The organism is Devosia ginsengisoli (assembly GCF_007859655.1).
Lineage (GTDB): Bacteria > Pseudomonadota > Alphaproteobacteria > Rhizobiales > Devosiaceae > Devosia > Devosia ginsengisoli.
On the sequence record NZ_CP042304.1, the window covers coordinates 1,947,687 to 1,970,585 of the forward strand.

Here is a 22,899-nt window from a genome sequence, read left to right on the forward strand (position 1 = left end):
AGGGGAGAAGGGAAGAGCGGTAGGCTTGACCCCTCACCCCCATTCCTGTTCTGTCCCCCCATGGCCAAGAACCCGCTGCTGCTCGTTCCCAATATCATCACCATCGCCCGCATCCTGGCGATCATCCCTATTGTCTGGCTGGTGATGCAGGGCGACATCGTGCTGCGCCTTGTCGCGCTCATCATCTACGTCATCGCCGCCGCCAGCGACTGGCTCGACGGCTATCTCGCCCGCGCCTGGAACCAGTATTCGCCCTTCGGCCGCATGCTCGATCCCATCGCCGACAAGCTGCTGGTCGGCATTCTCATCGCCGCCCTCGCCTGGGATGGCAGCTTTTCCGGCTGGGACATGATCCCGGCCTGCGCCATCCTGTTCCGCGAATTCTTCATCCCCGGCCTGCGTGAATTCCTCGGCAATATCAAAGTCGTGCTGCCGGTGAGCTGGCTGGCGAAGTGGAAGACCACCATTCAGCTCGTCGCGCTCGCCGTGGTCCTGCTCGAACGCATCGTCCCCGGCCTGGGCCTGGTCAGCGACATCCTGCTCTGGCTCGCCGCCATCCTGACCGTCTGGACTGGCTTCCAGTATCTGCGCGCCAGTTGGCCCCACCTCGTCGAAGAGCAGAAATGAAAATCCTCTATTTCGCCTGGCTGCGCGAACGCCTCAATCGCGGCGAGGAAGAGGTGTCCCCACCAGCCGAAGTCGCCACCGTCGCCGATCTCATCGACTGGCTCGCAACCCGCGACGAAGCCTTCGCTCTCGCGGTGGAAAAGCGCAGCCTCATCAAGGCCGCCGTGGACGCAAAGCTCGTTGCCCACACCGCCCCGATTGCCGGCGCCAAAGTCGTCGCCCTCTTCCCCCGATGACGGGAGGCTGACATGGCCGTCCGCGTCTCCCCCGACCCGTTCGATCCCGGCGCCGAAACCAACGCCTTCCTCGCCGCTGGGCAGGGTGCCGGCGCCGCCGTTACCTTCACCGGCGTCGTCCGCTCCAGGCCCGACGACCCGATCACCGCCCTGACGCTGGAATGCTATCCCGAACTGGCCGTCAACCAGCTCGCATCAATTGTAGATCGGGCCAAAACCCGCTTCGGCCTCCTCGCCGCGACAGTCATCCACCGCTATGGCACCCTCGCCCCCGGCGAGCCCATCGTCCAGGTCATGACCCTCTCGCCCCACCGCGAAGCCGCCTTCAAGGGCGCCGAATTCCTGATGGACTACCTCAAGACCGACGCCCCCTTCTGGAAACAGGAAACCGGGCCGGGGGGAACGCATTGGGTGGAAGCAAAAGCGGAGGACGATGTTGCGAAGGCGCGGTGGGAGTAATGCCACACCCTCGTGGTTCGAGGCGCTGAAGAAGCGCACCTCACCATGAGGGCTACTTTGAACTCAGCGCTAACGGTAGCCCTCATGGTGAGGCGGGAGCACAGCGACCCTCGAACCACGAGGGCGTGCCCACAAACAACAAAAAAGCCGGGCACTTGGCCCGGCTTTTTCACAAATTGATTCCGCTTATTCCGCTGCGGCGCGCTTGGGCTGGACTTCGGCGCTATAGGCGTCGATCAGCGTACGGCAGCCCTCGCCCGGCGTGAACCTGTACTGGCCGATCTCGCTGACCGGCGTAACCTCGGCAGCCGTACCAGTCAGGAAGCATTCATCGAACCCGGCAAGCTCTTCCGGCATGATGTGGCGTTCGGTGACCGTATAGCCATTGCGCTTGGCCAGGTCGATCAGCGTCTGCCGCGTGATGCCGTTGAGGAAGCAATCCGGCGTCGGCGTGGTGATGTCCTTGCCCTTGATGAAGAACACGTTGGCGCCGGTCGCCTCGGCCACATAGCCGCGATAGTCCAGCATCATGGAATCGGCATAGCCATTGGCCATGGCCGCGTCCTTGCTCAGCGTGCAGATCATGTAGAGGCCGGCGGCCTTGGCCGAGGACGGAATGGTCTCCGGGCTGGGGCGCTTCCATTTGCTCCATTCGAGCCGGATGCCCTTGAGCTTCTCCTCGACCGAGAAATAGCTCGGCCACACCCAGGCGGCGATCGCCAGATGCACCGTATTGTTGCGGGCCGGAACGCTCAGTTCCTCCGAACCGCGCCAGGCCACGGGACGCACATAGGCATCGACCAGACCGTTCTTTTCGAGCACCGCGCGCTTGGCTTCCTCGATCTGCTCCACCGACCACGGCATGGGCATGTCGAGCGTCTTGGCCGAGCGGATCAGCCGCTCGGTATGCTCGCGCGACTTGAAAATTTCGCCGCCATAGGCGCGCTCACCCTCGAACACCGAGCTGGCATAATGCAGCCCATGCGTCAGCACGTGAACCTTTGCGTCTTTCCACGGTTTGAACTCGCCATCAAACCAGATCCAGCCATCCCGCTGGTCCATCGGCACGCCTGCCATGATCGTCTCCCGAATATTCCTGTGGGGGTGCCGCCACGCGCGGTCGCCCGTTGGCGCCGATCATGCCCCAGGCCCAAGGCCTTGGCAAACCACAAAGGCTGAGGGATAAGACGGAACGGCGTCCTGATGGGAAGACAATGGCAGCGCACCAAAAAAATGTCAACATAGCTGACATAAATTCCGCCCCGCCCGGCGGCGAGGCCCTGCCCCTCGACATTATGGGCCTGTTTTTCTTCGCCTATCGCGATTTCACCGGCGATGCCGATGCTCTGCTCGGCCATCAGGGTTTCGGTCGCGCGCACCATCGGGTGCTCTATTTTGTCAATCTGCGCCCCGGCATGCCGGTGGCCGACCTGCTTGATATCCTCAAGATTACCAAGCAGAGCCTGGCGCGCGTACTGCGCCAGTTGATCGACAATGGCTATATCGAGCAGAAGACCGGCCATTCCGACCGCCGCCAGCGCCTGCTCCACGCCACCGACAAGGGCCGCCAGTTCTTCGCCACCCTGTCGGCCACCCAGGCCAGCCGCATCACGGCGGCCATTTCCGCTCTCCCTCCCGATTCCCGGCGCATCGTGACGCGGTTCCTCGTGGGCATGGTCGATCCCGCCGACCGCACCGTGCTGGATCGCTTGAACCTCACCACGGGGCTCTAAAAACCCTCCGCCGGCAGGCACGCGAATTAACCAGGAAACATCCCGCGGCTTTCTATTTTCCCGCCCATCCCAATATGTTGGGACAGTAAGGGGGAAATAGTGTCGGACATGGATACGCGCCAGCAGAAATACGAAGAACTGTTATTCGCCCACCTTGCAGATCGTGAGGCCGGCGAGGTCCGTTTCTTCGTCAACGAGCGCCGGTTCGACATCATGCGGCAGGCTTTCGCGGACCAGTTGGCCGGCAAGAGTGTCCTCAATATCGCCAGCGGCCCTTTCGCGATGGAGTTCTATCTCTCGCCCGATTGCGCGCGCATCGACAGCATCGATATCGACGCCTGCCTCGCGCCGCTCCATGCACGGCTGATCGAGGAAGAGCTTATCGCTCCGTCCAGTTTCGCCGTCTGCGACGTCATGGCATTCGAACCCGAGCGCCAGTATGACGTGATCGTGGTCAACGACATGTTCTACACCAAGCATGTCGATTTCTACGCCGTCATGGAAAAATACGCGCCCTTCCTCAAGCCGGGCGGCCAGCTCTATTTCGACATTCTCGACCGGCGCGCCGGTCCGCTATGGTCGCTCTTCAACAAGGACAGCCGCTATCGCCGCTACGACATGGCCGATGTCCATGCGACGCTGCAGCAGCACGGCTTCGCCGTCGAGGCCAGCCTGCCCTCGCTCGGCATCAAGGGCGGCATGGACCGGGCGATCCGCAGCCTGCTCTGGCATACGGCAGGCGTTGCCAACAATATCATCTTCCTGTGCCGCAAGGGCGGCGCCGCACTGGCCTTTGCCGGCGCCATGCTGCTGGGCGAACCGCTGCTCCAGGCCTACTGATCGCCGCCCGGAGCCTTAGATCGGCAGGCCGGTGCGCGCCTTCACCGTGCGGATGCTCATGTTCGAGTGAATGCGCGCCACCCCCGGCAGCCGCGCACTGAGCCGCCGATGCAGCCGCTCGAAATCCTCATGGTCCTGGCACACTACGCGCAGAATATAGTCCGATTGCCCCGCCATCAGGTGGCATTCGAGCACTTCGGGAATATCCTGCACCGCCGCCTCGAAGGCCTCGAGCACGGCCTCGCTCTGGCTGGTCAGCCCCACCTCGATGAAGAACTGCATCGAATAGCCCAGCCGTCCGGCATTGAGCACGGCGCGATACCCCTCGATCAGCCCCTGCTCTTCCAGAGCCTTGAGCCGCCTATGGCAGGCCGAGGCGGAAAGTCCCACCGCTTCGCCCAGCACCTGCACGCTCTTGCGGCTGTCCACCTGCAACGCCCGCAACAGCTTGCGGTCCACGCTATCGATCTGCAATGCCATCCCGAATTTCCCGCCCTATCTCGAATGTCATTCGATTTTCAGCGGCAATAGCACGAAAACACCAGCACTCCGGCACGAAAAAGGGCGCGAAACCGAAGTTCCGCGCCCCCACCGGAGACACCACAAAGGAGCGTCAGCCTCTGCAGCAGTCCACCGATCGCCAGGTGCCCGGGAGGACAGGCACCAAGGCCATTCCCGGTCACGTCGGTGGCCGCAGCCGGGTTCAGTCGGATAACGGCGCTATCAGGCAAGAGTTCCGCATGATCGGCCTCTCCCTGCAGCGTTTCCAGCAAAACTGGACACGGTTTTGCGGTTCGGAAACGCGGCAAGCCAAGGGATAGCGGAGCATTTCGGCGTTTCGGCGAAACGTCGAAATACTCTAGAAATCGCCCCGCAGCGACAGGGCGAGGCCGGCCTTGTCATACTGCTCGTCGGGCTCGGCATGGCGCGACCAGGTCAGCATGGCCCGATAGGTGAAACGCTCCGATACGGCATAGCGCGCGCCCAGCGCCGCCATCCGCACCGACCGCACCAGATCCGTATCGAACAGTCCCCATTCCTGCTGCCCTGCCAGGCTCGCCGATAACGTGACCTCAGGCATCAACATCCAGGTCGCCCCGAGATCGATTGCAGCCGTACGCCCCGCCACCCCATCGGCCGGATCGGCCAGTTCCACCCCGGTTTCCCCGCTCGCGGCCAGTGTCACCCCGGCCATCGGCACCACGCTCGCGGCAACCGCAATATAGGGCATGGTCCGCGTCAACGCGCTGAACCCCTTGGGCCAGACCAGATCGACCCCGCCCTTCCCCTCGGCGGTCCAGGTCCCATCCGCCAGCCGCAACCCGGCACTGACCCGGCCACCATCGGCCGGCGCGCGCAGATAGGTCAGTTGATCCACCTCCGGGATCAGCGTGAACCACGCTTCCATCCCGGTCAGCACGGCCAGATTGGGCGTCAACGCCCGCTCCCAGTTCACCTTTCCCGCGACCGACCCCACAATGGGCGGCAGCCGCAGCGGCGGCAATCCGAGCCCATCGAGCACACTGTCACCGGGCAGTGCCCAATCCCCAGTCACCGCCACGACTACCTGCTGATCGATGCCCCGCAGGGTAAACTCGGCCAGATATTCATGCTGCGTCTCGCTGCTGCGCACCGGCACCACCAGCGCGCCGATCCCCAGGTCATCGCCCGTCCAGTTCTGCGTCACCGCATACCCCAGCCGCAACACCGCATCGGCGCCCAGCGCCAGTTCCCCCTCCACGGCGCCAGTCACCGCAGCATCGTCCTCGAATTGCGTGGTCGCGAACCGCGTCTGGCTGATCGAAAGGCTTCCGCGCAACAGCAGGTTGTCGGTCCGGCCAGTTAGCGACAGGTCATGGCTGTGCGTGACGTAAAAATCCTCCCCGCCCGCCGCGCTGTCGGTGGCATTGGAGGTCCAGCCGCTCTCGACCTGGCTCGAAATAGCGATCGGCGATTGCGCCAGTGCCGGCACCACGCCCGTCATCGCCACTAAAATCAGCGCAATTCTACCCCGGCCCATCCCCGCCTCCCGCTATCGCGGCAGGATCGAACGGTTCCGGTAACCAATATTTCACGTAGGGGCTAAGTCATTCTCCTTATCTCTGCTGGTTGAAATTGACCATTAACGCACGAGAACCAGCCCGTAAGTATTTGATTAACTATATTATTCTTCGCTCAACCGGGATTCTGCCGGTCATGATGCTCAAGCATGATCACGACAGGACTGGCGAGATTTGCGGCGAGTTGCGCGCCTGGCGCATCCGCTCGCGCCTGCGCCAGGATGCCATAGCCAAATGCCTGGGCGTCGCCCAGAGCCAGATCAGCCGCTGGGAGAGCGGGCGGGAACTGCCGCGTCCGCATAATGTCGAAGCCATCCGCCGCCTCATCCGCGGCCCGGAAGTCGATCCGCTGCTGGCGCTCCGGCATTTCGTGCTCCATTCCAGCCAGCATCTGCTGCTGTTCGATGACCAGCTCGAAATTCTCGCCCGCAGCCTGCCTTTCCAGGCCTCGCCCAATCCGCTCGACCGCTTCGGCTGGGTCCTCGACCCCGAGCGCAACCCGCCCTTCGCGCCGGTGCAACGGCGCTATCGCGAAGTGCTGAGCGATCCGGCCGGCGTGGTCGGCCTCGCCATCACCCTGCCTTTCCAGCATGAAGGCGCGCGCTGGGTGGCCAGCATCGGCAAGACCATCCATTCCATTGCCGGCATCAGGGTCTGCCTCTGCGAACTGAGTTTCGCCCCGGCCGGCGCAGACGATGCCGATATCCGCGTCGAGGAAGTCCGGCTCGACCCGACCGGCGAAACCCGCCATTCCATGACCCTGTGGCGCCAGCCATCCGCCAACGCATAAAAAGACCCGCGCCGGGGCAGCGGCGCGGATCTTCCGTGGGGGGCCCTGGAGGTCCGGCCCCTGGGGCGGCGTGACCTACCAGCGCTTGCGGTTGTGGCCACCCAGCCCGAGAATGCCGTTGCCGCTCAGCACGCCATTCAGCACCCCATTGCCGTTGAGCACGCCGCTCAGCACACCATTGGCATTGTTGTTGCCGATGCCCGACAGGATGGAGCTGTTATTGCCCACCGCAATGGTGGTGCCGTTGAGCACATTGATGTCCCGCGTGGTCAGGCCCACGGCGATGCCGGTAATGTTGGACAGCACGTTATTGCTGACCCGCTTGTGAAAGAAGCCACCGGCCTGAGCCCCCGACGTCATCGCCATGACGGCAACAACCGATACCGCGATCAAGGTCTTCATCTTACGCATACTCCCGATTTGCTGTGTCGTGTGTTCGACACGCCAACGGAACCATTGGGGAACCATGCCGGGCAATCTTGCGCCGCCATTTTATGCGTTCCATGCGAACTATGCGCAGATCAGGCCCTCAAACGGTCGAAAACCGCCACAATCGCCGGCCAGCCTGCCGGCAAATCAGGAGATGCGAACCATGTTATCCCGGACCTTGCTGAGCCTCGCCACGCTGGCCCTGCTGTCGATCCCCGCCGCCGCCGATGGCGATCCACTGGCTGACCTCATCGGCACCAGCTGGCAATTGACCACGCTCGATGGCGCCCCGGTCAATGCCAAGGTCAAGTCCACCCTGGTCATTTCGGCCGACAGTATCGGCGGCAATGGCGGCTGCAATACCTATGGCGGCGACCTGGCCGCCACGCCTGACGGCATCGACATCAGCCAGGTCTTCTCCACCATGATGGCCTGCGATGGCCTGCAGCAGGAACAGGCCTTCTTCGCCGCCTTGGAAGCCACCGACAATTTCGCCCTTGTCGGCGGCAATCTGCAACTGCTGGAAGGCGACACGGTCCTCGCCGAACTGGCGCCCGCCAGCTAAACAAGAAAATGCCCGGCGCAAGGCCGGGCATTTCCAAGGGGCTGATGCAGCGCGTCTTAGTTGGCGGCTGCGGTAATCAGGCCGGCCTCGACACAACCTTCCAGGGTAATCTGGCCCAGGTCGATCGTGGGTTCGCTGGCCTCGGCTGCGGCATCATCCCCGTCAGCGGGCGAATCGTCGGCCGCCGCGGCGGAGGCATCGTCCGTGGAATCGGGCGTCATGCCGGACTGAAGCTGCTCGCAATAGGCCTGCACGAGAGGCAAATCCACCTCGGTAACGGTCAGCCCATTAACGGTGACCGGTGTTTGCGCATAGACAGCGCCGGCAAGGCCAAGGGACGTAGCGAGGGCAATGGCGGAAGCAATAGCTTTGATATGCATTTTCAATAGCCTTCTCTAATGTCTCAATGAATGAGCATCTGCTCGCATGGAAAACGTGCTTGCCTGACAATCGTTGCTGAAAAACGGGTTGCATCAACAAGTCGTGCACCCGCGCAGCGCCGTTACATTTGTTTTTGCGGCCCCCATGGCGTTGCGCGCGCACAAATGCTTTAAGGCCGCAAATCGCATTAACGGGACCTGGCCGATGACCAAGGAACAAGATTTCAAGAACCGCTTCTTTGCCGTCCTCAAGGATGTGCAGGAAGACGGTGTCGATGACGGCGAAGCCATGTGGCTGCTGGGCCGCCTGGCCGCCTGGCCGCCGGCCTGGTCGACGATCTTCAGGCGCCCGACTGGTCGACCGCCAAGCGCGACATGACTCCCGAAACCTACGATACGCTGCTGCGCAACTTCGAAACCCACGGCAATGCCCATCACAAGGCCGGGCAGACCAGGCAGGCCTATGTCATCCAGGTCATGGTCGTCTCGCTGATCGCCCGCACGCAGAATGCCGACCCGCAGATCGCCGCTGGCGAGCCCCTGCTCGATCAGGTCATCAATGCCAGCATCACCGGCTATCGCCAGCAGGCAACCAAGCCCAACTAGCTCCCCACTGACCTCTGGACAGCCGCTCGCGGCAGGCGCAGGCTGCCGCCATAGCGTCAACAGGGGTCAATCATGATCTACCTTCTTGCCGTCCTTATCGGCGTCGCCGCCGGTCTGCGTGCCGTTACACCGATCGCCGCCATTTCCTGGGGCGCCTGGCTCGGCTGGATCGATCTCAGCGCCACCCCGCTCGCCTTCCTCGGCAACATTATTGCCGTCGTCATCATCACGTTGCTGGCCATTGCCGAACTGGTCAGCGACCAATTGCCCAACACCCCCAGCCGCAAGGTCCCGATGCAGTTCGGCACCCGCATCGTGCTGGGTGCCCTGGCCGGCGCCCTGCTGGTGGTCGACAACTGGATCGTCGGAGCCATTCTCGGCGCCGTCGGCGCAGTCATCGGCACCTATGGCGGCGCCGATATCCGCGCCCGCCTGGCCAAGGCATTCGGTCGCGACCTGCCGGCCGCGCTCACCGAGGATGTCGTGGCCGTCGTCCTGGCCTTCCTCGTCGTCTATCTCGCCTGATCGGCAAGGTGGCGTGACAGCGCTCAGGGGTCGCTCGTGATCTATGTCATTGCCACCTTCCGCATCCGTCCGGCGGCGCTCGAGAGCTTCGTCGAGGCCGCCTATGCGCTGATCGACGTGGCCCGCCGCCAGCCCGGCTGCCTCTATTACGATCTCCATGCCAGCGTCACCGACCCCGATCGGGTCATGTGCTTCGAGCAATGGCAGGACCGCCCCGCCTTCGACCGCCATCTCGCCACGCCGGACGTGGCGAGTTTCAGCGCGGCAATCGAAGGCCTTGTGCTGTCCTCGAAAATCGAGATCATCCACCCCGACAGCATCGATACGCTTTGACCCCAATTCTGCCGTGCATCGGCAACACCATGGCGCAACCCCATCACGGAGCTCCCCATGACCAGGTCCATCCTCGCCGCCCTCCTCGCCACCGCCATGTTCGCGCCTGTCGCGGCGCAGGCGGCCGAGGCCACACTCCAGATCGAATTGAGCGCCACCGGCGATTTCGAACGCCGTGTCATGACCTATGACTGCAATGACGGCAGCTCCGTCACCGTCACTTACATCAATGCCGCGCCGAACTTTCTCGCCATCCTGCCTGTTGTCGATGAGCCGGAGCCGCTGATCTTCTCCTCGGTCGTGGCCGCTTCGGGCGTGCGCTATGTCTCGGGCATCTGGGAATGGTGGACAAAGGGCGTCGATGCCACGCTGCATGACGTAACACTTGGTCAGGATGCCGAACCCGTGCTTACCTGCAGCGAGTTGAACAACACACCGTAATATTCATGGACCAGATGTCCCCGGCCGAACTCTTCCCCCATGTCCGCATCGTCATGGGCATGATTGTCGGCCTGGGCATCACCCGGCTGCTGATGACCGTGGCCGGCCTGATCCAGCACCCGCATCGCTCGCGCATCTCGGCCATTCACCTGCTCTGGATCGCCTCGATCCTGGTGGAGCTGATCCTGTTCTGGTGGTGGGAATTCGCCCTGTTCCGCCTGGAACACTGGACCTTCGCCATCACGCTGTTCCTCATCCTCTACGCGGTGACGCTGTTCCTGCTGGCCGCCCTGCTCTCGCCCGACAACATTGCCGAATATGCCGGTTACGAGGATTTCTTCCTCAAGCGCCGCCTCTGGTTCTTCGGCCTGTTCGCCGCCACCTTCGCGCTCGACACCGTCGATTCCCTGATCAAGGGCGAGGCCTATTGGGATCGTTTCGGCGCCGATTATTACATCCAGGTGCCGCTCGGCCTCATTCTCTGCGCCGTCGCCATCCGCTCCGCCGATCGCCGTGTCCATCTCGTCGCAGTGCTGCTGCATCTGGCCTATCAGGCCTATTGGATCGGGCGGTTTTTCTATACGGTGAACTGACCGAACCGAAACTTGCCGTACGAGAATCCTCCTCCATGAGCATGCTCATCGCCGCCCTCATGTTCATCGCCCTGCTGGCCGTCTCGACTGCCCATTTCCTCTGGTCCATCGGCCGCACCTGGCCGATCCGCGACGAAAGGCTGCTGGCCCAGACCGTCGTCGGCTTCGAGGGCATCGAGCGCATGCCGCCGCGCCTGGCCTCGTTTGCCGTCGCCGTGGCCACCCTGACCGCCGGCATCATCGCCCTGGCGCTGGCCGATCACGATAGCGGCGGCCTGCCCTTGAGCCTGCTCGGCCTGCCGCTCGCGGCCGTGTTCCTCGCCCGCGGCGTGGTCGGCTACACCGCCTGGTGGGCCGAAAAGACCCCCGAACCCAATTTCCGGCTCAATGATCGCAGGGTCTATTCGCCGCTCTGCCTGCTCCTGGGCCTGGGTTTTGTCGCATTGGTCGTGCTGAGGCTGCTGTGACCGAAAGCTATCTGCGGCTGCGCAAGCGGCTCGATGGTCCGCTCCCCGTGCCGGCCTGGCCGCAGGGCATTACCCCCGCCGCCTTCGACGCCGTCGATCCCCGCCTGCTCCATGCCCTGCTGGATGAAGCCTTTCCCGGCGGGCTGATCGCACCATTCGAAGACTGGTACGGCAATCTGACCACCGATTCTGAATTCGACCCGGCGCTCTGCGTTCCGGCCTTGACCGGGGACGGCCGGGTTGCCGGCTTCGTACAGTGCTGGACGTCAGGTTTCGTCAAGGACCTCGCGGTCGCACCCGGATATCGCGGCCAGGGCCTGGGCGCCGCCCTGATGCTGCACGCCTTCGCCCTCTTCGCGGCCCGGGGCACGCCGCATGTCGACCTCAAGGTCCAGTTGGCGGAAGCCCCGGCGCGCCGCCTCTATGCCCGCCTCGGCATGGTCGAGGCTTAGCCCGCGCTGCGCACCAGCGCCACCACCGAGCGCGGCGTCAGCGTTGCCGTTCCCTCGGACAACACAACGCTGGCGGTATTGTCCGACAGGATCCCCACCGCCCAGCCGCCCTCGGGCAGTCGTGCCACCACCGGTTCGCTCCGCCGGTTGAACCACACCAGCACGTCATCGTCCTTGTGCCGCAGATGCATGCCCAGCACCGAGGCGCCCGACTGGCCCCAGTCGCCCTCATTCATCTCGCGGCCATCAGGATGCAGCCACACCACGTCGCGCATGCCGCCCTTGTCCTGCCCGCTGAGGAAATGGTCATGCGTCAGCGCGACATGGGCTTTGCGGAAGCCGTTGATCGCCGCCACGAAATCCACCAGGTCGCCATCGGCGCTTTCCCAGTCCAGCCAGGTGATTTCATTGTCCTGCGCATAGGCATTGTTATTGCCCTGCTGGGTGCGGAACATCTCGTCGCCCTGCTGCAGCAGCGGCACCCCGCGCGACAGGAACAGCGTCGCCAGCAGCGCCCGCACGTCGCGCTTGCGCGCCGCATTGATAACAGGGTCGTCGGTTTCCCCCTCGACGCCGCAATTCCACGAGGCATTGTGATTATGCCCGTCGCGATTGCCCTCGCCATTCGCCTCGTTATGCTTGTCGTGATAGCTGACCAGGTCGCGCAGCGTGAATCCGTCATGCACGGCCAGCATGTTCACCCCGGCACTCGGCTTGCGCCCGGCAAAATCGAAGATTTCCGCCGAACCGGCCACTTTGCCGGCCAGCGCACCGATCTTGCCATCCTCGCCGCGCCAGAATTCCCGCACTTCGTCGCGATAGGTGTCGTTATGCTCTTTGAATTCCTTGCCGAACTGCCCCAGCGCATACCCGCCCGGACCCGGATCCCACGGCTCGGCCACCAGAATGGCTTTGCTCAGCACCGGGTCGGCCTTGATCTTTTCCAGCATGACCGCATTGGGGTTGAACCCCGGATCGCGCCCCAGCACCGTCGCCAGGTCGAACCGGAAGCCCGAAACACCCATTTCCTCGACCCAGTAGCGCAGCGAGTCGATCACCAGCCTTTGCACCGCCGGATGGTCGCAACGCAGCGTATTGCCGGTACCAGTGTCGTTGACCAGATGCTGCTTCCCATCGACCTCGACGAAGCGATAATAGGTCCGCGCATCGAGCCCCATCAGGCTCAGCATCGGCCCATTGGCATCGCTCTCCCCGGTATGGTTGTAGACCACGTCGAGGATCACCGAGATGCCGTTCTTGCGATAGAGATCGGTCATGTTCCGCAATTCCTGCGGCCCGCGCGGCGCCAGCCGCGGATCGATCGCCGAATAGGCCACCGGATTATAGCCCCAGGCATTGGTCAGCCCGAGCACCGGCAGATGGCCCTCGTCGATCCACGCCGCCGTCGGCATCAGCTGCAGCGTATCGACGCCGATATATTTGAGATGGTCGATCACCCTTTGCGTCGTCAGCCCGGCAATCGTGCCGCGCAACGGCCCCTGCACGCTGGGATGGCGCATCGTATAGCCGCGCACATTCATTTCGTAGAACAGTCCCGGCGCCTTCTTGCGCGGCAGGATGTTCTCATTGCCCATGTCTCCAACAATGGCCTTGGGGATCAATGGCGCCGTATCCACCGCCTCGGCCCGGTCCAGCCGCAGCCGCGGCGAGCGCACGAAGACCCGGTCGAGCCGCTTGGCATAGGGATCGACCAGCAGCTTCATCGGGTCGAAGAAATAGCCCTGGTCCGGATCATATGGCCCGTCGGCCCGCAGCCCATAGCGCGCGCCGGCAGCCAGCCCCGAAACCAGCCCGGCGCGGATATTGTCCTGGTGGACATCCAGCTCGAACCGGTCCGTTTCCTGGTCCTGCTCATCGAAAATCGACACCCAGATATGGGTGGCGCTTTCCGAATAGACGGCAAAGTTGACGCCCGCCTCGGTCACCGTGGCGCCGAGATGGGCAATACTGCCCCCGTTGGGGACCAGCATGGGTTTCATGGAAATTCCGATTCTAAAGCGTTGGACCGAAAAGTGTCTCCACTTTCCGGCCGAATCCGACGCGACAACAAAGCTACGGAGCGGCGTTCCATCCGAACGTCGCTCTAGGTAATGACGCTGGGTTCCTGGCGCCCGGTGCGCTGCCTGACCCCGGCAAGTTGGTCTGCCAGCGCTATGAGGGGTGCAAGAGCCAGTTGGGTGTCAAGATCATGCCGTCCATCTGCCGCCTCATAGCGCTCCAGATAAAGACGCAACGTGGCGCCGACCGTCCCGGTTCCGCTCAGCCGCAGCACGATGCGCGAGCCGTCGGTAAAGCCGATCCTGATCCCCTGCTTCGCACTGGTCGAGCCATCCACCGGGTCGTGATAGGTGAAGTCGTCCGCATAGGCCACCTGCAGGTCATCGCCGAGGATTTGCCCCGGCAGGCCAGGCAGCGCCGCCCGCAAATCGTCGACGAGCTTATTGGCGATACCAGCATCGACCTCTTCATAATCGTGCCGCGTATAATAGTTGCGCCCATAGGTCGCCCAATGGTCGCGCACGATCTCATCCACGCTCTGCTTGCGCACCGCGACGATGTTGAGCCACAGCAGCACGGCCCACAGCCCATCCTTCTCGCGCACATGGTTGCTGCCCGTGCCGGCGCTCTCCTCGCCGCAAATGGTCACCCGACTGGCATCGAGCAAATTGCCGAAAAACTTCCAGCCCGTCGGCGTTTCATGCATCTCGATGCCGAGCTTCTCGGCCACCCGGTCTGCCGCCGCGCTGGTCGGCATCGACCGCGCAATGCCCGCAATTCCACCTTTATAGCCCGGCGCCAGATGCGCATTGGCCGCCAGCAGCGCCAGCGAATCCGATGGCGTCACGAACCGGTTCTTGCCGATGATCAGGTTGCGGTCCCCGTCGCCGTCAGACGCCGCCCCGAAATCGGGCCCCTCAGGCGTCATCAGCAGGTCATACATGTCCTTGCAATAGACCAGGTTCGGATCGGGATGCCCATTATTGAACGAGGGCGACGGCGTGCCATTGACCACCGTGCCCTTGGGCGCGCCGAGAATGCCTTCAAGAATTGCATGGGCATAAGGTCCGGTCACCGCCGACATGGCGTCGAACGTCATGCGGAAGCCCGAGGCAAACAGGCCCCTGATCGCCTCGAAGTCGAACAGCGTCTCCATCAGCCTGGCATAGTCGGCCACCGGGTCGATCACCTCGACCACCATGTCGCCCACCTTCTGCGTACCGACCGCAGCCAGGTCGATATCGCCGGCATCCACCGTCTTGTAGCTGTCGATCACCTTACTCCGGGCATAGACAGCCTCGGTGATCTTCTCCGGCGCCGGCCCGCCATTGCCGATATTGTACTTGATGCCGAAATCGCCTTCCGGCCCGCCCGGATTGTGGCTGGCCGATAGCACCAGCCCGCCCAGCGCCTTGTAGTGCCGGATGATATTGCTCGCGGCCGGCGTCGACAGAATCCCGTTTTGCCCCACCAGCACCTTGCCGAAACCATTGGCCGCGGCGATGCGGATCGCCTTCTGGATGGCCACGTCATTGTAGAACCGCCCATCCCCGCCGATGACCAGCACCTTGCCGGCAAAGTCCTCCAGGCTGTCGAAAATCGACTGCACGAAATTCTCGACATAATTGGGTTGCGAGAACACCGTCACCCGCTTGCGCAGGCCCGATGTGCCCGGTTTCTGGTCGCCATAGGGCGTGGTCTTAATGGTCTGGATCGTCATTGGTCATCAGCCCGGTAATGATGGCATAGAGCTCGGCATAGCGGACGGCGCTGGTGTCCCAGGACACGTCCGACTTCATCCCCCGCCGCTGGATTTTCTTCCACACTTTGTCGTCGTGATAGAGCCGCGTGGTCCTGCGGATCGCCTCGTAGAGCGCATGGGCGCTGCCCGCATCGAACACCACGCCTGTCGCCACTTCGGCGGCCAGGGCGGCCGGATTGGCGTCGATCACGGTATCGGCCAGCCCGCCGATGCGGCTCACCACCGGCACACAGCCATAACGCAGCCCGTAAAGCTGGGTCAGCCCGCAGGGCTCGAACCGCGAAGGGATGAGAATGGCGTCGCATCCCCCCTGCATCAGGTGACTGAGCTGCTCGTTATAGCCCGTAACGATGCTCACCTTGCCGGGATGGCGCGCCCACATGGTGCGGAACCCGTCTTCCAGTGCCGCGTCGCCCGAGCCCAATACCGCCAGCCTGCCGCCCAGGTCGACCAGCCCGTCCACTGTCTGCAACAGCAGGTCCATGCCCTTCTGGTCGGTCAGCCGGCTGATCACGCAGAACAGCGGTCCATCGGCGCCATCCAGTCCGAATTTCTCCACCACCGCCCGCTTGTTGACCTGTCGCGCATGGATCGTATTGGCCGAATAGGTCTGCACCAGCGCCCGGTCGGTCGCCGGGTTCCAGGCATCCACGTCGATGCCGTTCAAGATCCCGACCACCGTCTCGGCCCGCCCGTTCAGCAGCCCTTCCAGCCCCATGCCGAATTCCGGCGTGCGGATTTCGTCGGCATAGTTGGGGCTGACCGTGGTCACGTAGTCCGCGCATTCCATGCCCGACTTGAGATAGGACACCCCGCCATAGAATTCGACGCCACCCATCTCGAAAGCATGCGGTGGCAGCCGCAACTGCCCGAAGATTTCCGGCCCGAACGATCCCTTGAAGGCAATGTTGTGGATGGTCATGACCGTCTTCACATCATCGGTCGGCCCGAACTTGATATAGGCCGGCGCCAGCCCGGCCTGCCAGTCATGGCAATGCAGCAGGTTGGGGCGGTAGCCAGCGACCAGCCCATGGGCCAGTTCGGCCGCCACCCAGCCCAGAGCCGCAAAGCGCTTCCAGTTGTCCGGCCAGTCCCAACCGTCAGGGCTCACATAAGGGTTGCCCGGCCGATCATAGAGCGCTGGCGCATCGATGACGATGACGTCGAGCCCTTCCACCCGCGCCGCGATCAGCTTGGCCGGCACGCCGAACAGGTCGTCCAGCTCGCGCACCACGCGGCCGCCGCTGAGCTTGCTCATCACGGCCGGATAGCCCGGCACCAGCGTCCGCATGGTGACGCCGCGCCCGGCCAATGCACCCGGCAGGGCGCCCGCCACATCGGCGAGCCCCCCGGTCTTGATCAGCGGATAGACTTCGGACGCAACCGAAAGAACTTCGATCATCGGCCCGCCAGATACTTGTTGACCATCGCCTGGGTGATCAGCGTCACCCCGTCATCGCTGCGCCGGAACCACTTGGCGTCGAATTCGGGATCCTCGCCCACCACCAGCCCCTCGGGGATGCTGACGCCGCGATCGATCACGACCTTCTTGAGGCGCGCATTCCGCCCGACATCGCAATAGGGCAGAACCACGGCCTCTTCGAGCACCGAATAGGAATGCACCCGCGAGCCGGTCGAGAGCAGCGTGCGCTGCAAATGCCCGCCCGAGATGATGCAGTCGCCCGAAACCAGCGAGTTCACCGCCGAACCGCGCCGCCCGTCGAAGTCATGCACGAACTTGGCAGGCGGGGTGATTTCCGCATAGGTCCAGATCGGCCAGTCGCGGTCATAGAGATCGAGCTGCGGCTCGATATCGGTCAGATCGATCGAGGCCTTCCAATAGGCGTCGATCGTGCCCACGTCGCGCCAATAGGCCACGTCTTCCTTGCTCGACCGCACGCAGCTCCGCGTGAAGCGATGCGCCCAGGCCGTGCCGTTCTTGACGATATAGGGAATGATGTCCTTGCCGAAATCCCGGCTCGAGCCTTCCGTAGCCGCGTCGCGCCGCAACTGCTCCATCAGGAACCGCGTCTCGAACACATAGATACCCATCGACGCGAGCGCCGTGTCCGGCTTGTCCGGAATAGCCGGCGGGTCCTTGGGCTTTTCGACGAAGTCGATCACCCGGTCGCGCCCATCGACATGCATCACGCCGAAGCCCGTGGCCTCCATGCGCGGCACTTCCAGGCACCCGATGGTCACGTCGGCACCGGTATCCACATGCTGCCGCAGCATGATTTCATAGTCCATCTTGTAGATGTGGTCGCCCGCCAGGATGACGATGTAGCGCGCGCCGTAATCCTCGATAATGTCCATGTTCTGGAACACGGCATCGGCCGTGCCGGCATACCACATGTCCTCGGCCACGCGCTGGCTGGCGGGCAGCACGTCGAAGCTCTCGTTGCGTTCGGGCCGCAGGAAGTTCCAGCCACGCGACAGGTGCCGGATCAGGCTATGCGCCTGATATTGCGTCGCCACCGAAATGCGACGAATGCCCGAATTGATCGCGTTGGAGAGCGCGAAGTCGATAATGCGCGATTTGCCCCCGAAATAGACGGCTGGCTTGGCGCGCCGGTCGGTCAGTTCCATCAGGCGCGTGCCGCGTCCTCCCGCCAGCACATAGGCCATGGCCTCGCGGGCCAGCGGCGATGGTGTTCTGTAGTCTGCCATTCTTCTAACCCTCCACTACTGCCCGTTTTCCGGGACGTATCTCACTCCATCCGGGTCACGCCGGCTCGTATTTCAGGAACAGCGTCGAGAGCGGCGGCAGATAGATTTCCGCCTCTGCCGGCCAGTGCTTGCCCTCCACGGCATAGGCCTCGACCGCCCCCTGGTTTCCGGTATTGGACCCGGAATACCACCCCGCATCGGTATTGATGCGCTCCACCCATTTGCCTGCCAGCGGCATGGGAATCTTGTAGCCGCTGCGCGGCACCGGCGTGAAATTGGACACCACCAGCACCGGGTCGCTTCCCGGCGCCTTGCGCAACCACGCAAACACCGAATTGGCGTGATCGTTCCCGATCACCCATTCGAACCCCTCCGGCTCGCAATCGCGCTCATGCAAAGCGGGCAATTCGCGATAGGCCAGGTTGAGGTCGGCAATCAGCCGCCGCATGCCCTCATGCATACCCGCGTCGAGCAGGTACCAGTCCAGCGACTTGCCGTCGGCCCATTCGTCGCGCTGCGCGAATTCCTGGCCCATGAACAGCAGTTTCTTGCCGGGATGCCCCCACATGAAGGCGTAATAGGCCCGCAGGTTGGCGAATTTCTGCCAGTCGTCACCAGGCATCTTTTCCAGCAGCGAGCCCTTGCCATGCACCACTTCGTCATGGCTCAGCGGCAGCACGAAATTCTCGCTGAACGCGTAGACCGTGCCGAACGTCATGTCATTGTGGTGGTATTTCCGATGCACCGCCTCGCGGCTCATGAAGCGCAAAGTGTCGTTCATGAAGCCCATATTCCACTTGAAGCCGAAGCCTAGCCCGCCCGTATAGGCGGGGTGGCTGACGCCAGGCCACGAGGTGGATTCCTCGGCGATCATGAACGTGCCCGGATGCAGCCGATAGGCTTCCGAATTCACCCGACGCAGGAATTCCACGGCCTCCAAATTCTGGTTGCCACCGAACTTGTTGGGCACCCACTGCCCCTGCTGGCGCGAATAATCGAGATAGAGCATCGACGCCACGGCATCGACGCGCAGCCCGTCGATATGGAATTTCTCCAGCCAGTAGAGCGCATTGTTGACGAGGAAGCTCACCACCTCGCGCCGGCCGAAATTGTAGATCGCCGTGTTCCAGTCGGGGTGATAGCCCTGCCGCGGATCGGCATGCTCGTAGAGCGCCGTGCCGTCAAAACGGGCCAGCCCATGCGCATCGGTCGGGAAATGCGCCGGTACCCAGTCGAGGATCACGCCAAGCCCCGCCTCATGCGCCGCATTGACGAAGCGGGCAAACGCCGCCGGATCGCCGTGTCGCGAGGTCGGCGCATACATGCCCGTGGGCTGGTAACCCCAGCTCGGATCGAACGGATGCTCGGTGATCGGCAGCAGCTCGATATGGGTGTAGCCCATATCCGCCGCATAGGGCACGAGCTGCTCGGCCAACTGGTCATAGCTCAAAAACCCGCCATCGGGCCGCCGCCGCCAGCTACCCAGATGCACCTCATAGATCGACATCGGCACCCGCCGCCAGTCGCGCATGGCGCGCTCTTCGATATATTTGGCGTCGGTCCAGGCGAATTCGGTCGGGTCGGGCACCACCGAGGCCGTACGCGGCCGCAATTCCGATTGCCGGGCAAACGGGTCCGCCTTGAGCGGCTGCACCACGCCATCCGGCCCGACGATCTCGTATTTGTAGAGCGTGCCGGTGCCCAGCACGGGAATGAACACTTCCCAGATGCCGGTTTCCAGGCGGTTGCGCATCGGGTTGCGGCGTCCGTCCCATTCGTTGAACGGGCCGACCACGCTCACGCGCTGCGCATTGGGCGCCCACACGGCAAAATGGGTGCCGTGAATGCCCTCGAATTCCATCTCATGGCTACCGAGCTTGTCGAACAGCCGCAGGTGATTGCCTTCGCCGATATAGTAGTCGTCCATCGGCCCCAGCACCGGCCCGAAGGAATAGGGGTCGTAGACATCCCATTCCCCGCCGGCATTTTTGGCGTGATAGCGGATCGGCTGGCGCCCGCTGATGCTGATCTTGCCCTCGAAAAAGCCGCCGCCATGGCGCGGAATCAGCGGACCGAGCGCCACTCCGTCCAGCGCGTAGGCCGACACGGTCTCGGCATGCGGGATGAAGGCCCGCAGCACCCATTGCCCGCCAATCTCGTGCAGCCCCAGAAACGCGAACGGATTGGGATTGCGGCCATTAACGATCGCCTCCACTTCCCGTGCATCGGCCTGCCAGTCTTCCTTGCTCACACGCACGCTCCCCCGACAGCGGCGCAAGCCATCCGGCCCAGCCCCCGAACCATTCATCGGCAACAGGTCCGGTCCGCATTTCCGCTTGCCGCCCCCTGCCTATGCTCATGCCGGCACGCTCCAGATATCCTCGGCATATTGCCGTATCGTCCGATCCGACGAAAAGAAGCCGACATGGGCGGTGTTGCGGATCGCCATGGCGTTCCAGCGCCTCTTGTCCTGCCAGATTTCGTTCACCTTGGTCTGCGCTGCGGCATAGGCATCGAAATCGCGCGCCACCATGAACCAGTCATGGTCATAAATTCCGCCGATCAGGTCGCGATAGCGGTGCGGATCATCAGGCGAGAACACGCCCGAAGCGATCGTATCCAGCGCTTCCTTGAGCCGCGGCGAAGCATCGATCGCCCCGCGCGGCACTTCGCTCTTGGCGCGCTTCTCGTTCACCTCCTGGGTGCTCAGCCCGAAGATGACGATATTGTCCGGCCCCACTTCCTTGTGCATCTCGACATTGGCACCGTCCATCGTGCCGATAGTGATGGCGCCATTGGCCATGAACTTCATATTGCCGGTGCCCGAGGCCTCCATGCCAGCCGTCGAAATCTGCTCGGAAAGGTCGGCCGCCGGCACGATCACTTCGGCCAGGCTCACATTGTAGTTCGGCAGGAACACCACCTTGAGCAGGCCCCGAACCGCCGGGTCATTGTTGATGACCTTGGCCACATCGTTGATCAGCTTGATGATGAGCTTGGCATTCCAGTAGCCCGGCGCCGCCTTGCCCGCGAAAATCTTGACCCGCGGGACCCAGTTCCGTTCGGGATGCGCCCGGATATCGTCATAGAGCGCCACGGCCTGGATGATGTTGAGCAACTGCCTTTTATATTCGTGGATGCGCTTGATCTGCACGTCGAACATCGCATCGGGCGATACCGTGATGCCCATCCGGTCCTTGATCAGCTTGGCCAGCTTCTGCTTGTTGGCCTGCTTCACCGCAGCGAACTGCCCCTGGAAACCAGGATCGTCCGCATGCGCGTCGAGCCCGGTCAGCAGATCGATATTGTCGAGGAATTCCGGACCGATCCGCTCGCTGATCAGCTTGGTCAGACCAGGATTGCACTGCATCAGCCAGCGCCGCGGCGTGATGCCATTGGTCTTGTTGTTGATGCGCTCGGGGTAGAGCTTGTGCAGGTCCGAAAACACGGTCTGCTTCATCAATTCGGTATGCAGCGCCGAAACGCCGTTGATCGAGTGCGACCCCACAAAGGCCAACTGCCCCATGCGCACGCGCCGGCCACCGGCCTCGTCGATCAGCGACACATTGGCGATCTGCGCATCGTTGAACTTGGCGCGTGTCCGCGCATCGGCCAGCACGTCGGCATTGATCTGGTAGATGATCTGCATATGCCGCGGCAGCAGCCGCTCCAGCAGCGCCACCGGCCAGCTTTCCAGCGCCTCGGGCAGCAGCGTGTGGTTGGTATAGCCGAACGTACCCTTGGTCAGCGTCCAGGCATCGGCCCATTTGACCCCGTTGTCGTCGACCAGGATGCGCATCAGTTCGGCAATGGAAATCGCCGGATGGGTGTCGTTGAGCTGGATCGCCACCTTGTCGGGCAGCGAGCCCAGGTCGCCATATTGCTGCAGATGCCGCCGCACGATGTCCTGCAGCGAGGCCGACGAGAAGAAGAATTCCTGCCGCAGCCGCAATTCCTGCCCGGCCGCCGTCGAATCCGCCGGATAGAGCACGCGGGTAATCGCTTCCGCCCGCGCGCTTTCCTCGAGCGCGCCGATATGGTCGCCCGAATTGAACTTGTCGAGCAGGATCGGGTCGATCGGCTGCGCGCTCCACAGCCGCAGCGTATTCACCCGCGCCCCGCGCCAGCCCACGATCGGCGTGTCATAGGCCACGGCCAGGACGTGGTCGTTGGGCCGCCATTCCTGCCGCTCGCTCCCGTCGGGGTCGGTGACCTTCTCGACATGACCGCCAAAGCCGATCTCATAGGCGCTTTCACGCCGCTCGAATTCCCACGGATTGCCGTGCGCCAGCCATTCCTCGGGCAGTTCGACCTGCCAGCCCTCGCTCATTTCCTGGCGAAACAGGCCATGCACATAGCGGATGCCATAGCCATAGGCCGGGATTTTCACCGTCGACATGGATTCGAGGAAACAGGCCGCCAGCCGCCCCAGCCCGCCATTGCCCAGAGCCGCATCGGGCTCGAGGTTGATGAGGTCCCCCAGGTCGACATTAAGATTCTTCAGCGCGTCGCGCACCGGCTCCATGAGCCCGACATTGCTCATCGCGTCGCGCATCAGCCGGCCGATCAGGAATTCGAGGCTGAGGTAATAGACCCGCTTGCGCGATGTGCGCCACGTCTCGCGCGACGACTCCATCCAGCGGTCCATGACCCGGTCGCGCACCGCCAGGATCGTCGCTGCCAGCCAGTCATGCGGCCGGGCGACAATCGGGTCCTTGCCGACCGAATAGATCAATCTTTCGAGGATTTCGGCCTGGATGGCCTCAACGGTCTTGGCACGGGGCTCCGGCGTAGGGGCGTCGTAAACGATCGGCTGTTGCGGCATATCGCAATCCAGGTTTCATGACGATGTATTCCCCTCTAGAGACTTTAGTCTTGCACTTAATTTGGGCAGGCGGAAGCCCCCACGCGA

At 63.1% G+C, this 22,899-nt stretch carries 26 protein-coding genes; 15 read left to right on the forward strand and 11 right to left on the reverse strand.

Going from position 1 to position 22,899, the window contains the following annotated elements; translation table 11 throughout:
* Nucleotides 1-60 precede the first annotated feature (60 nt).
* Genes pgsA through FPZ08_RS09575 form a run of 3 tightly spaced genes read left to right on the forward strand, consistent with a single transcriptional unit; the run spans nucleotide 61 to nucleotide 1,322 of the window.
* Nucleotides 61-627, forward strand: coding sequence for a CDP-diacylglycerol--glycerol-3-phosphate 3-phosphatidyltransferase (gene pgsA / locus FPZ08_RS09565; RefSeq protein WP_146289762.1), 567 nt, complete (start codon nucleotides 61-63; stop codon nucleotides 625-627).
* Complete coding sequence (locus tag FPZ08_RS09570; protein ID WP_425457581.1) at nucleotides 624-863, forward strand: MoaD/ThiS family protein; 240 nt, start codon at nucleotides 624-626, stop codon at nucleotides 861-863. The genes pgsA and FPZ08_RS09570 overlap by 4 nt, the downstream gene beginning before the upstream one ends.
* A gap of 12 nt (nucleotides 864-875) precedes the next feature.
* Nucleotides 876-1,322 carry a molybdenum cofactor biosynthesis protein MoaE gene (locus FPZ08_RS09575; protein ID WP_146289763.1) on the forward strand — a complete coding sequence of 149 codons (447 nt, stop codon included), beginning with the start codon at nucleotides 876-878 and terminating at the stop codon, nucleotides 1,320-1,322.
* 186 nt (nucleotides 1,323-1,508) lie between these two features.
* On the opposite strand, the gene FPZ08_RS09580 is transcribed toward FPZ08_RS09575, so the two are convergent.
* Entirely contained in the window at nucleotides 1,509-2,399 is an 891-nt protein-coding gene (locus tag FPZ08_RS09580) for a branched-chain amino acid aminotransferase (protein ID WP_146289764.1), read from the reverse strand.
* 137 nt (nucleotides 2,400-2,536) lie between these two features.
* Between FPZ08_RS09580 and FPZ08_RS09585 the strand changes: the two genes are divergently transcribed.
* Nucleotides 2,537-3,055, forward strand: coding sequence for a MarR family winged helix-turn-helix transcriptional regulator (locus FPZ08_RS09585; protein WP_246132844.1), 519 nt, complete (start codon nucleotides 2,537-2,539; stop codon nucleotides 3,053-3,055).
* 108 nt (nucleotides 3,056-3,163) lie between these two features.
* Nucleotides 3,164-3,895, forward strand: a complete 732-nt coding sequence (locus tag FPZ08_RS09590; protein WP_246132890.1) for a nodulation S family protein — start codon at nucleotides 3,164-3,166, stop codon at nucleotides 3,893-3,895.
* A gap of 15 nt (nucleotides 3,896-3,910) precedes the next feature.
* Here the strand turns inward: FPZ08_RS09590 and FPZ08_RS09595 are convergent, their stop codons facing one another.
* Both FPZ08_RS09595 and FPZ08_RS09600 read right to left on the reverse strand, forming a co-directional pair.
* Nucleotides 3,911-4,375: an Lrp/AsnC family transcriptional regulator gene (locus FPZ08_RS09595; protein ID WP_146289766.1), complete on the reverse strand. Its 465-nt coding sequence runs from the start codon at nucleotides 4,373-4,375 to the stop codon at nucleotides 3,911-3,913.
* Nucleotides 4,376-4,754: 379 nt separating this feature from the next.
* A complete protein-coding gene (locus tag FPZ08_RS09600) occupies nucleotides 4,755-5,915 on the reverse strand; it encodes a hypothetical protein (RefSeq protein WP_146289767.1) in 1,161 nt (386 codons plus the stop codon).
* 176 nt (nucleotides 5,916-6,091) lie between these two features.
* Between FPZ08_RS09600 and FPZ08_RS09605 the strand changes: the two genes are divergently transcribed.
* On the forward strand, nucleotides 6,092-6,745 hold the full coding sequence (locus FPZ08_RS09605; RefSeq protein ID WP_146289768.1) for a helix-turn-helix domain-containing protein: 654 nt from the start codon (nucleotides 6,092-6,094) through the stop codon (nucleotides 6,743-6,745).
* A gap of 75 nt (nucleotides 6,746-6,820) precedes the next feature.
* Here FPZ08_RS09605 and FPZ08_RS09610 read toward each other — a convergent pair whose 3' ends face one another.
* Complete coding sequence (locus tag FPZ08_RS09610; RefSeq protein WP_146289769.1) at nucleotides 6,821-7,147, reverse strand: hypothetical protein; 327 nt, start codon at nucleotides 7,145-7,147, stop codon at nucleotides 6,821-6,823.
* A gap of 190 nt (nucleotides 7,148-7,337) precedes the next feature.
* Between FPZ08_RS09610 and FPZ08_RS21915 the strand changes: the two genes are divergently transcribed.
* Nucleotides 7,338-7,739, forward strand: coding sequence for an META domain-containing protein (locus FPZ08_RS21915; RefSeq protein WP_186767285.1), 402 nt, complete (start codon nucleotides 7,338-7,340; stop codon nucleotides 7,737-7,739).
* A gap of 56 nt (nucleotides 7,740-7,795) precedes the next feature.
* Here FPZ08_RS21915 and FPZ08_RS09620 read toward each other — a convergent pair whose 3' ends face one another.
* The gene (locus tag FPZ08_RS09620) at nucleotides 7,796-8,119 is read right to left on the reverse strand and encodes a hypothetical protein (RefSeq protein WP_146289771.1); all 324 of its coding nucleotides are present in this window, start codon (nucleotides 8,117-8,119) and stop codon (nucleotides 7,796-7,798) included.
* 205 nt (nucleotides 8,120-8,324) lie between these two features.
* Between FPZ08_RS09620 and FPZ08_RS21920 the strand changes: the two genes are divergently transcribed.
* The 8 genes from FPZ08_RS21920 (at nucleotide 8,325) to FPZ08_RS09655 (ending at nucleotide 11,536) form a co-directional block, all read left to right on the forward strand.
* Nucleotides 8,325-8,498: a hypothetical protein gene (locus FPZ08_RS21920; RefSeq protein ID WP_186767286.1), complete on the forward strand. Its 174-nt coding sequence runs from the start codon at nucleotides 8,325-8,327 to the stop codon at nucleotides 8,496-8,498.
* A complete protein-coding gene (locus FPZ08_RS09625) occupies nucleotides 8,495-8,725 on the forward strand; it encodes a hypothetical protein (protein ID WP_146289772.1) in 231 nt (76 codons plus the stop codon). The genes FPZ08_RS21920 and FPZ08_RS09625 overlap by 4 nt, the downstream gene beginning before the upstream one ends.
* Before the next feature lie 72 nt (nucleotides 8,726-8,797).
* Nucleotides 8,798-9,250, forward strand: coding sequence for a DUF4126 family protein (locus FPZ08_RS09630; protein WP_146289773.1), 453 nt, complete (start codon nucleotides 8,798-8,800; stop codon nucleotides 9,248-9,250).
* A gap of 36 nt (nucleotides 9,251-9,286) precedes the next feature.
* A complete protein-coding gene (locus FPZ08_RS09635) occupies nucleotides 9,287-9,583 on the forward strand; it encodes a putative quinol monooxygenase (RefSeq protein WP_146289774.1) in 297 nt (98 codons plus the stop codon).
* 57 nt (nucleotides 9,584-9,640) lie between these two features.
* Nucleotides 9,641-10,024: an MliC family protein gene (locus tag FPZ08_RS09640; RefSeq protein ID WP_146289775.1), complete on the forward strand. Its 384-nt coding sequence runs from the start codon at nucleotides 9,641-9,643 to the stop codon at nucleotides 10,022-10,024.
* Between the two features lie 5 nt (nucleotides 10,025-10,029).
* Nucleotides 10,030-10,617 carry a hypothetical protein gene (locus FPZ08_RS09645; RefSeq protein ID WP_146289776.1) on the forward strand — a complete coding sequence of 196 codons (588 nt, stop codon included), beginning with the start codon at nucleotides 10,030-10,032 and terminating at the stop codon, nucleotides 10,615-10,617.
* A gap of 35 nt (nucleotides 10,618-10,652) precedes the next feature.
* On the forward strand, nucleotides 10,653-11,084 hold the full coding sequence (locus FPZ08_RS09650) for a DUF3995 domain-containing protein (protein ID WP_146289777.1): 432 nt from the start codon (nucleotides 10,653-10,655) through the stop codon (nucleotides 11,082-11,084).
* Complete coding sequence (locus FPZ08_RS09655) at nucleotides 11,081-11,536, forward strand: GNAT family N-acetyltransferase (RefSeq protein WP_186767287.1); 456 nt, start codon at nucleotides 11,081-11,083, stop codon at nucleotides 11,534-11,536. Before FPZ08_RS09650 ends, FPZ08_RS09655 begins: the two co-directional genes overlap by 4 nt.
* Here the strand turns inward: FPZ08_RS09655 and glgX are convergent.
* The 6 genes from glgX to FPZ08_RS09685 all read right to left on the reverse strand — a co-directional run bounded on the left by glgX (nucleotide 11,533) and on the right by FPZ08_RS09685 (nucleotide 22,812).
* A complete protein-coding gene (gene glgX, locus FPZ08_RS09660) occupies nucleotides 11,533-13,536 on the reverse strand; it encodes a glycogen debranching protein GlgX (protein WP_246132845.1) in 2,004 nt (667 codons plus the stop codon). The two genes, FPZ08_RS09655 and glgX, sit on opposite strands and share 4 nt — an antisense overlap.
* Before the next feature lie 104 nt (nucleotides 13,537-13,640).
* Nucleotides 13,641-15,275 carry an alpha-D-glucose phosphate-specific phosphoglucomutase gene (locus FPZ08_RS09665; protein ID WP_146289779.1) on the reverse strand — a complete coding sequence of 545 codons (1,635 nt, stop codon included), beginning with the start codon at nucleotides 15,273-15,275 and terminating at the stop codon, nucleotides 13,641-13,643.
* Nucleotides 15,256-16,716, reverse strand: a complete 1,461-nt coding sequence (gene glgA / locus FPZ08_RS09670) for a glycogen synthase GlgA (RefSeq protein WP_146293057.1) — start codon at nucleotides 16,714-16,716, stop codon at nucleotides 15,256-15,258. Before glgA ends, FPZ08_RS09665 begins: the two co-directional genes overlap by 20 nt.
* Nucleotides 16,716-17,987: a glucose-1-phosphate adenylyltransferase gene (gene glgC, locus FPZ08_RS09675; RefSeq protein ID WP_146289780.1), complete on the reverse strand. Its 1,272-nt coding sequence runs from the start codon at nucleotides 17,985-17,987 to the stop codon at nucleotides 16,716-16,718. The genes glgA and glgC overlap by 1 nt, the downstream gene beginning before the upstream one ends.
* 55 nt (nucleotides 17,988-18,042) lie before the next feature.
* Nucleotides 18,043-20,265 carry a 1,4-alpha-glucan branching protein GlgB gene (gene glgB, locus FPZ08_RS09680; RefSeq protein ID WP_425457582.1) on the reverse strand — a complete coding sequence of 741 codons (2,223 nt, stop codon included), beginning with the start codon at nucleotides 20,263-20,265 and terminating at the stop codon, nucleotides 18,043-18,045.
* 78 nt (nucleotides 20,266-20,343) lie between these two features.
* Nucleotides 20,344-22,812, reverse strand: coding sequence for a glycogen/starch/alpha-glucan phosphorylase (locus FPZ08_RS09685; RefSeq protein ID WP_146289782.1), 2,469 nt, complete (start codon nucleotides 22,810-22,812; stop codon nucleotides 20,344-20,346).
* Between the last annotated feature and the right edge of the window lie 87 nt (nucleotides 22,813-22,899).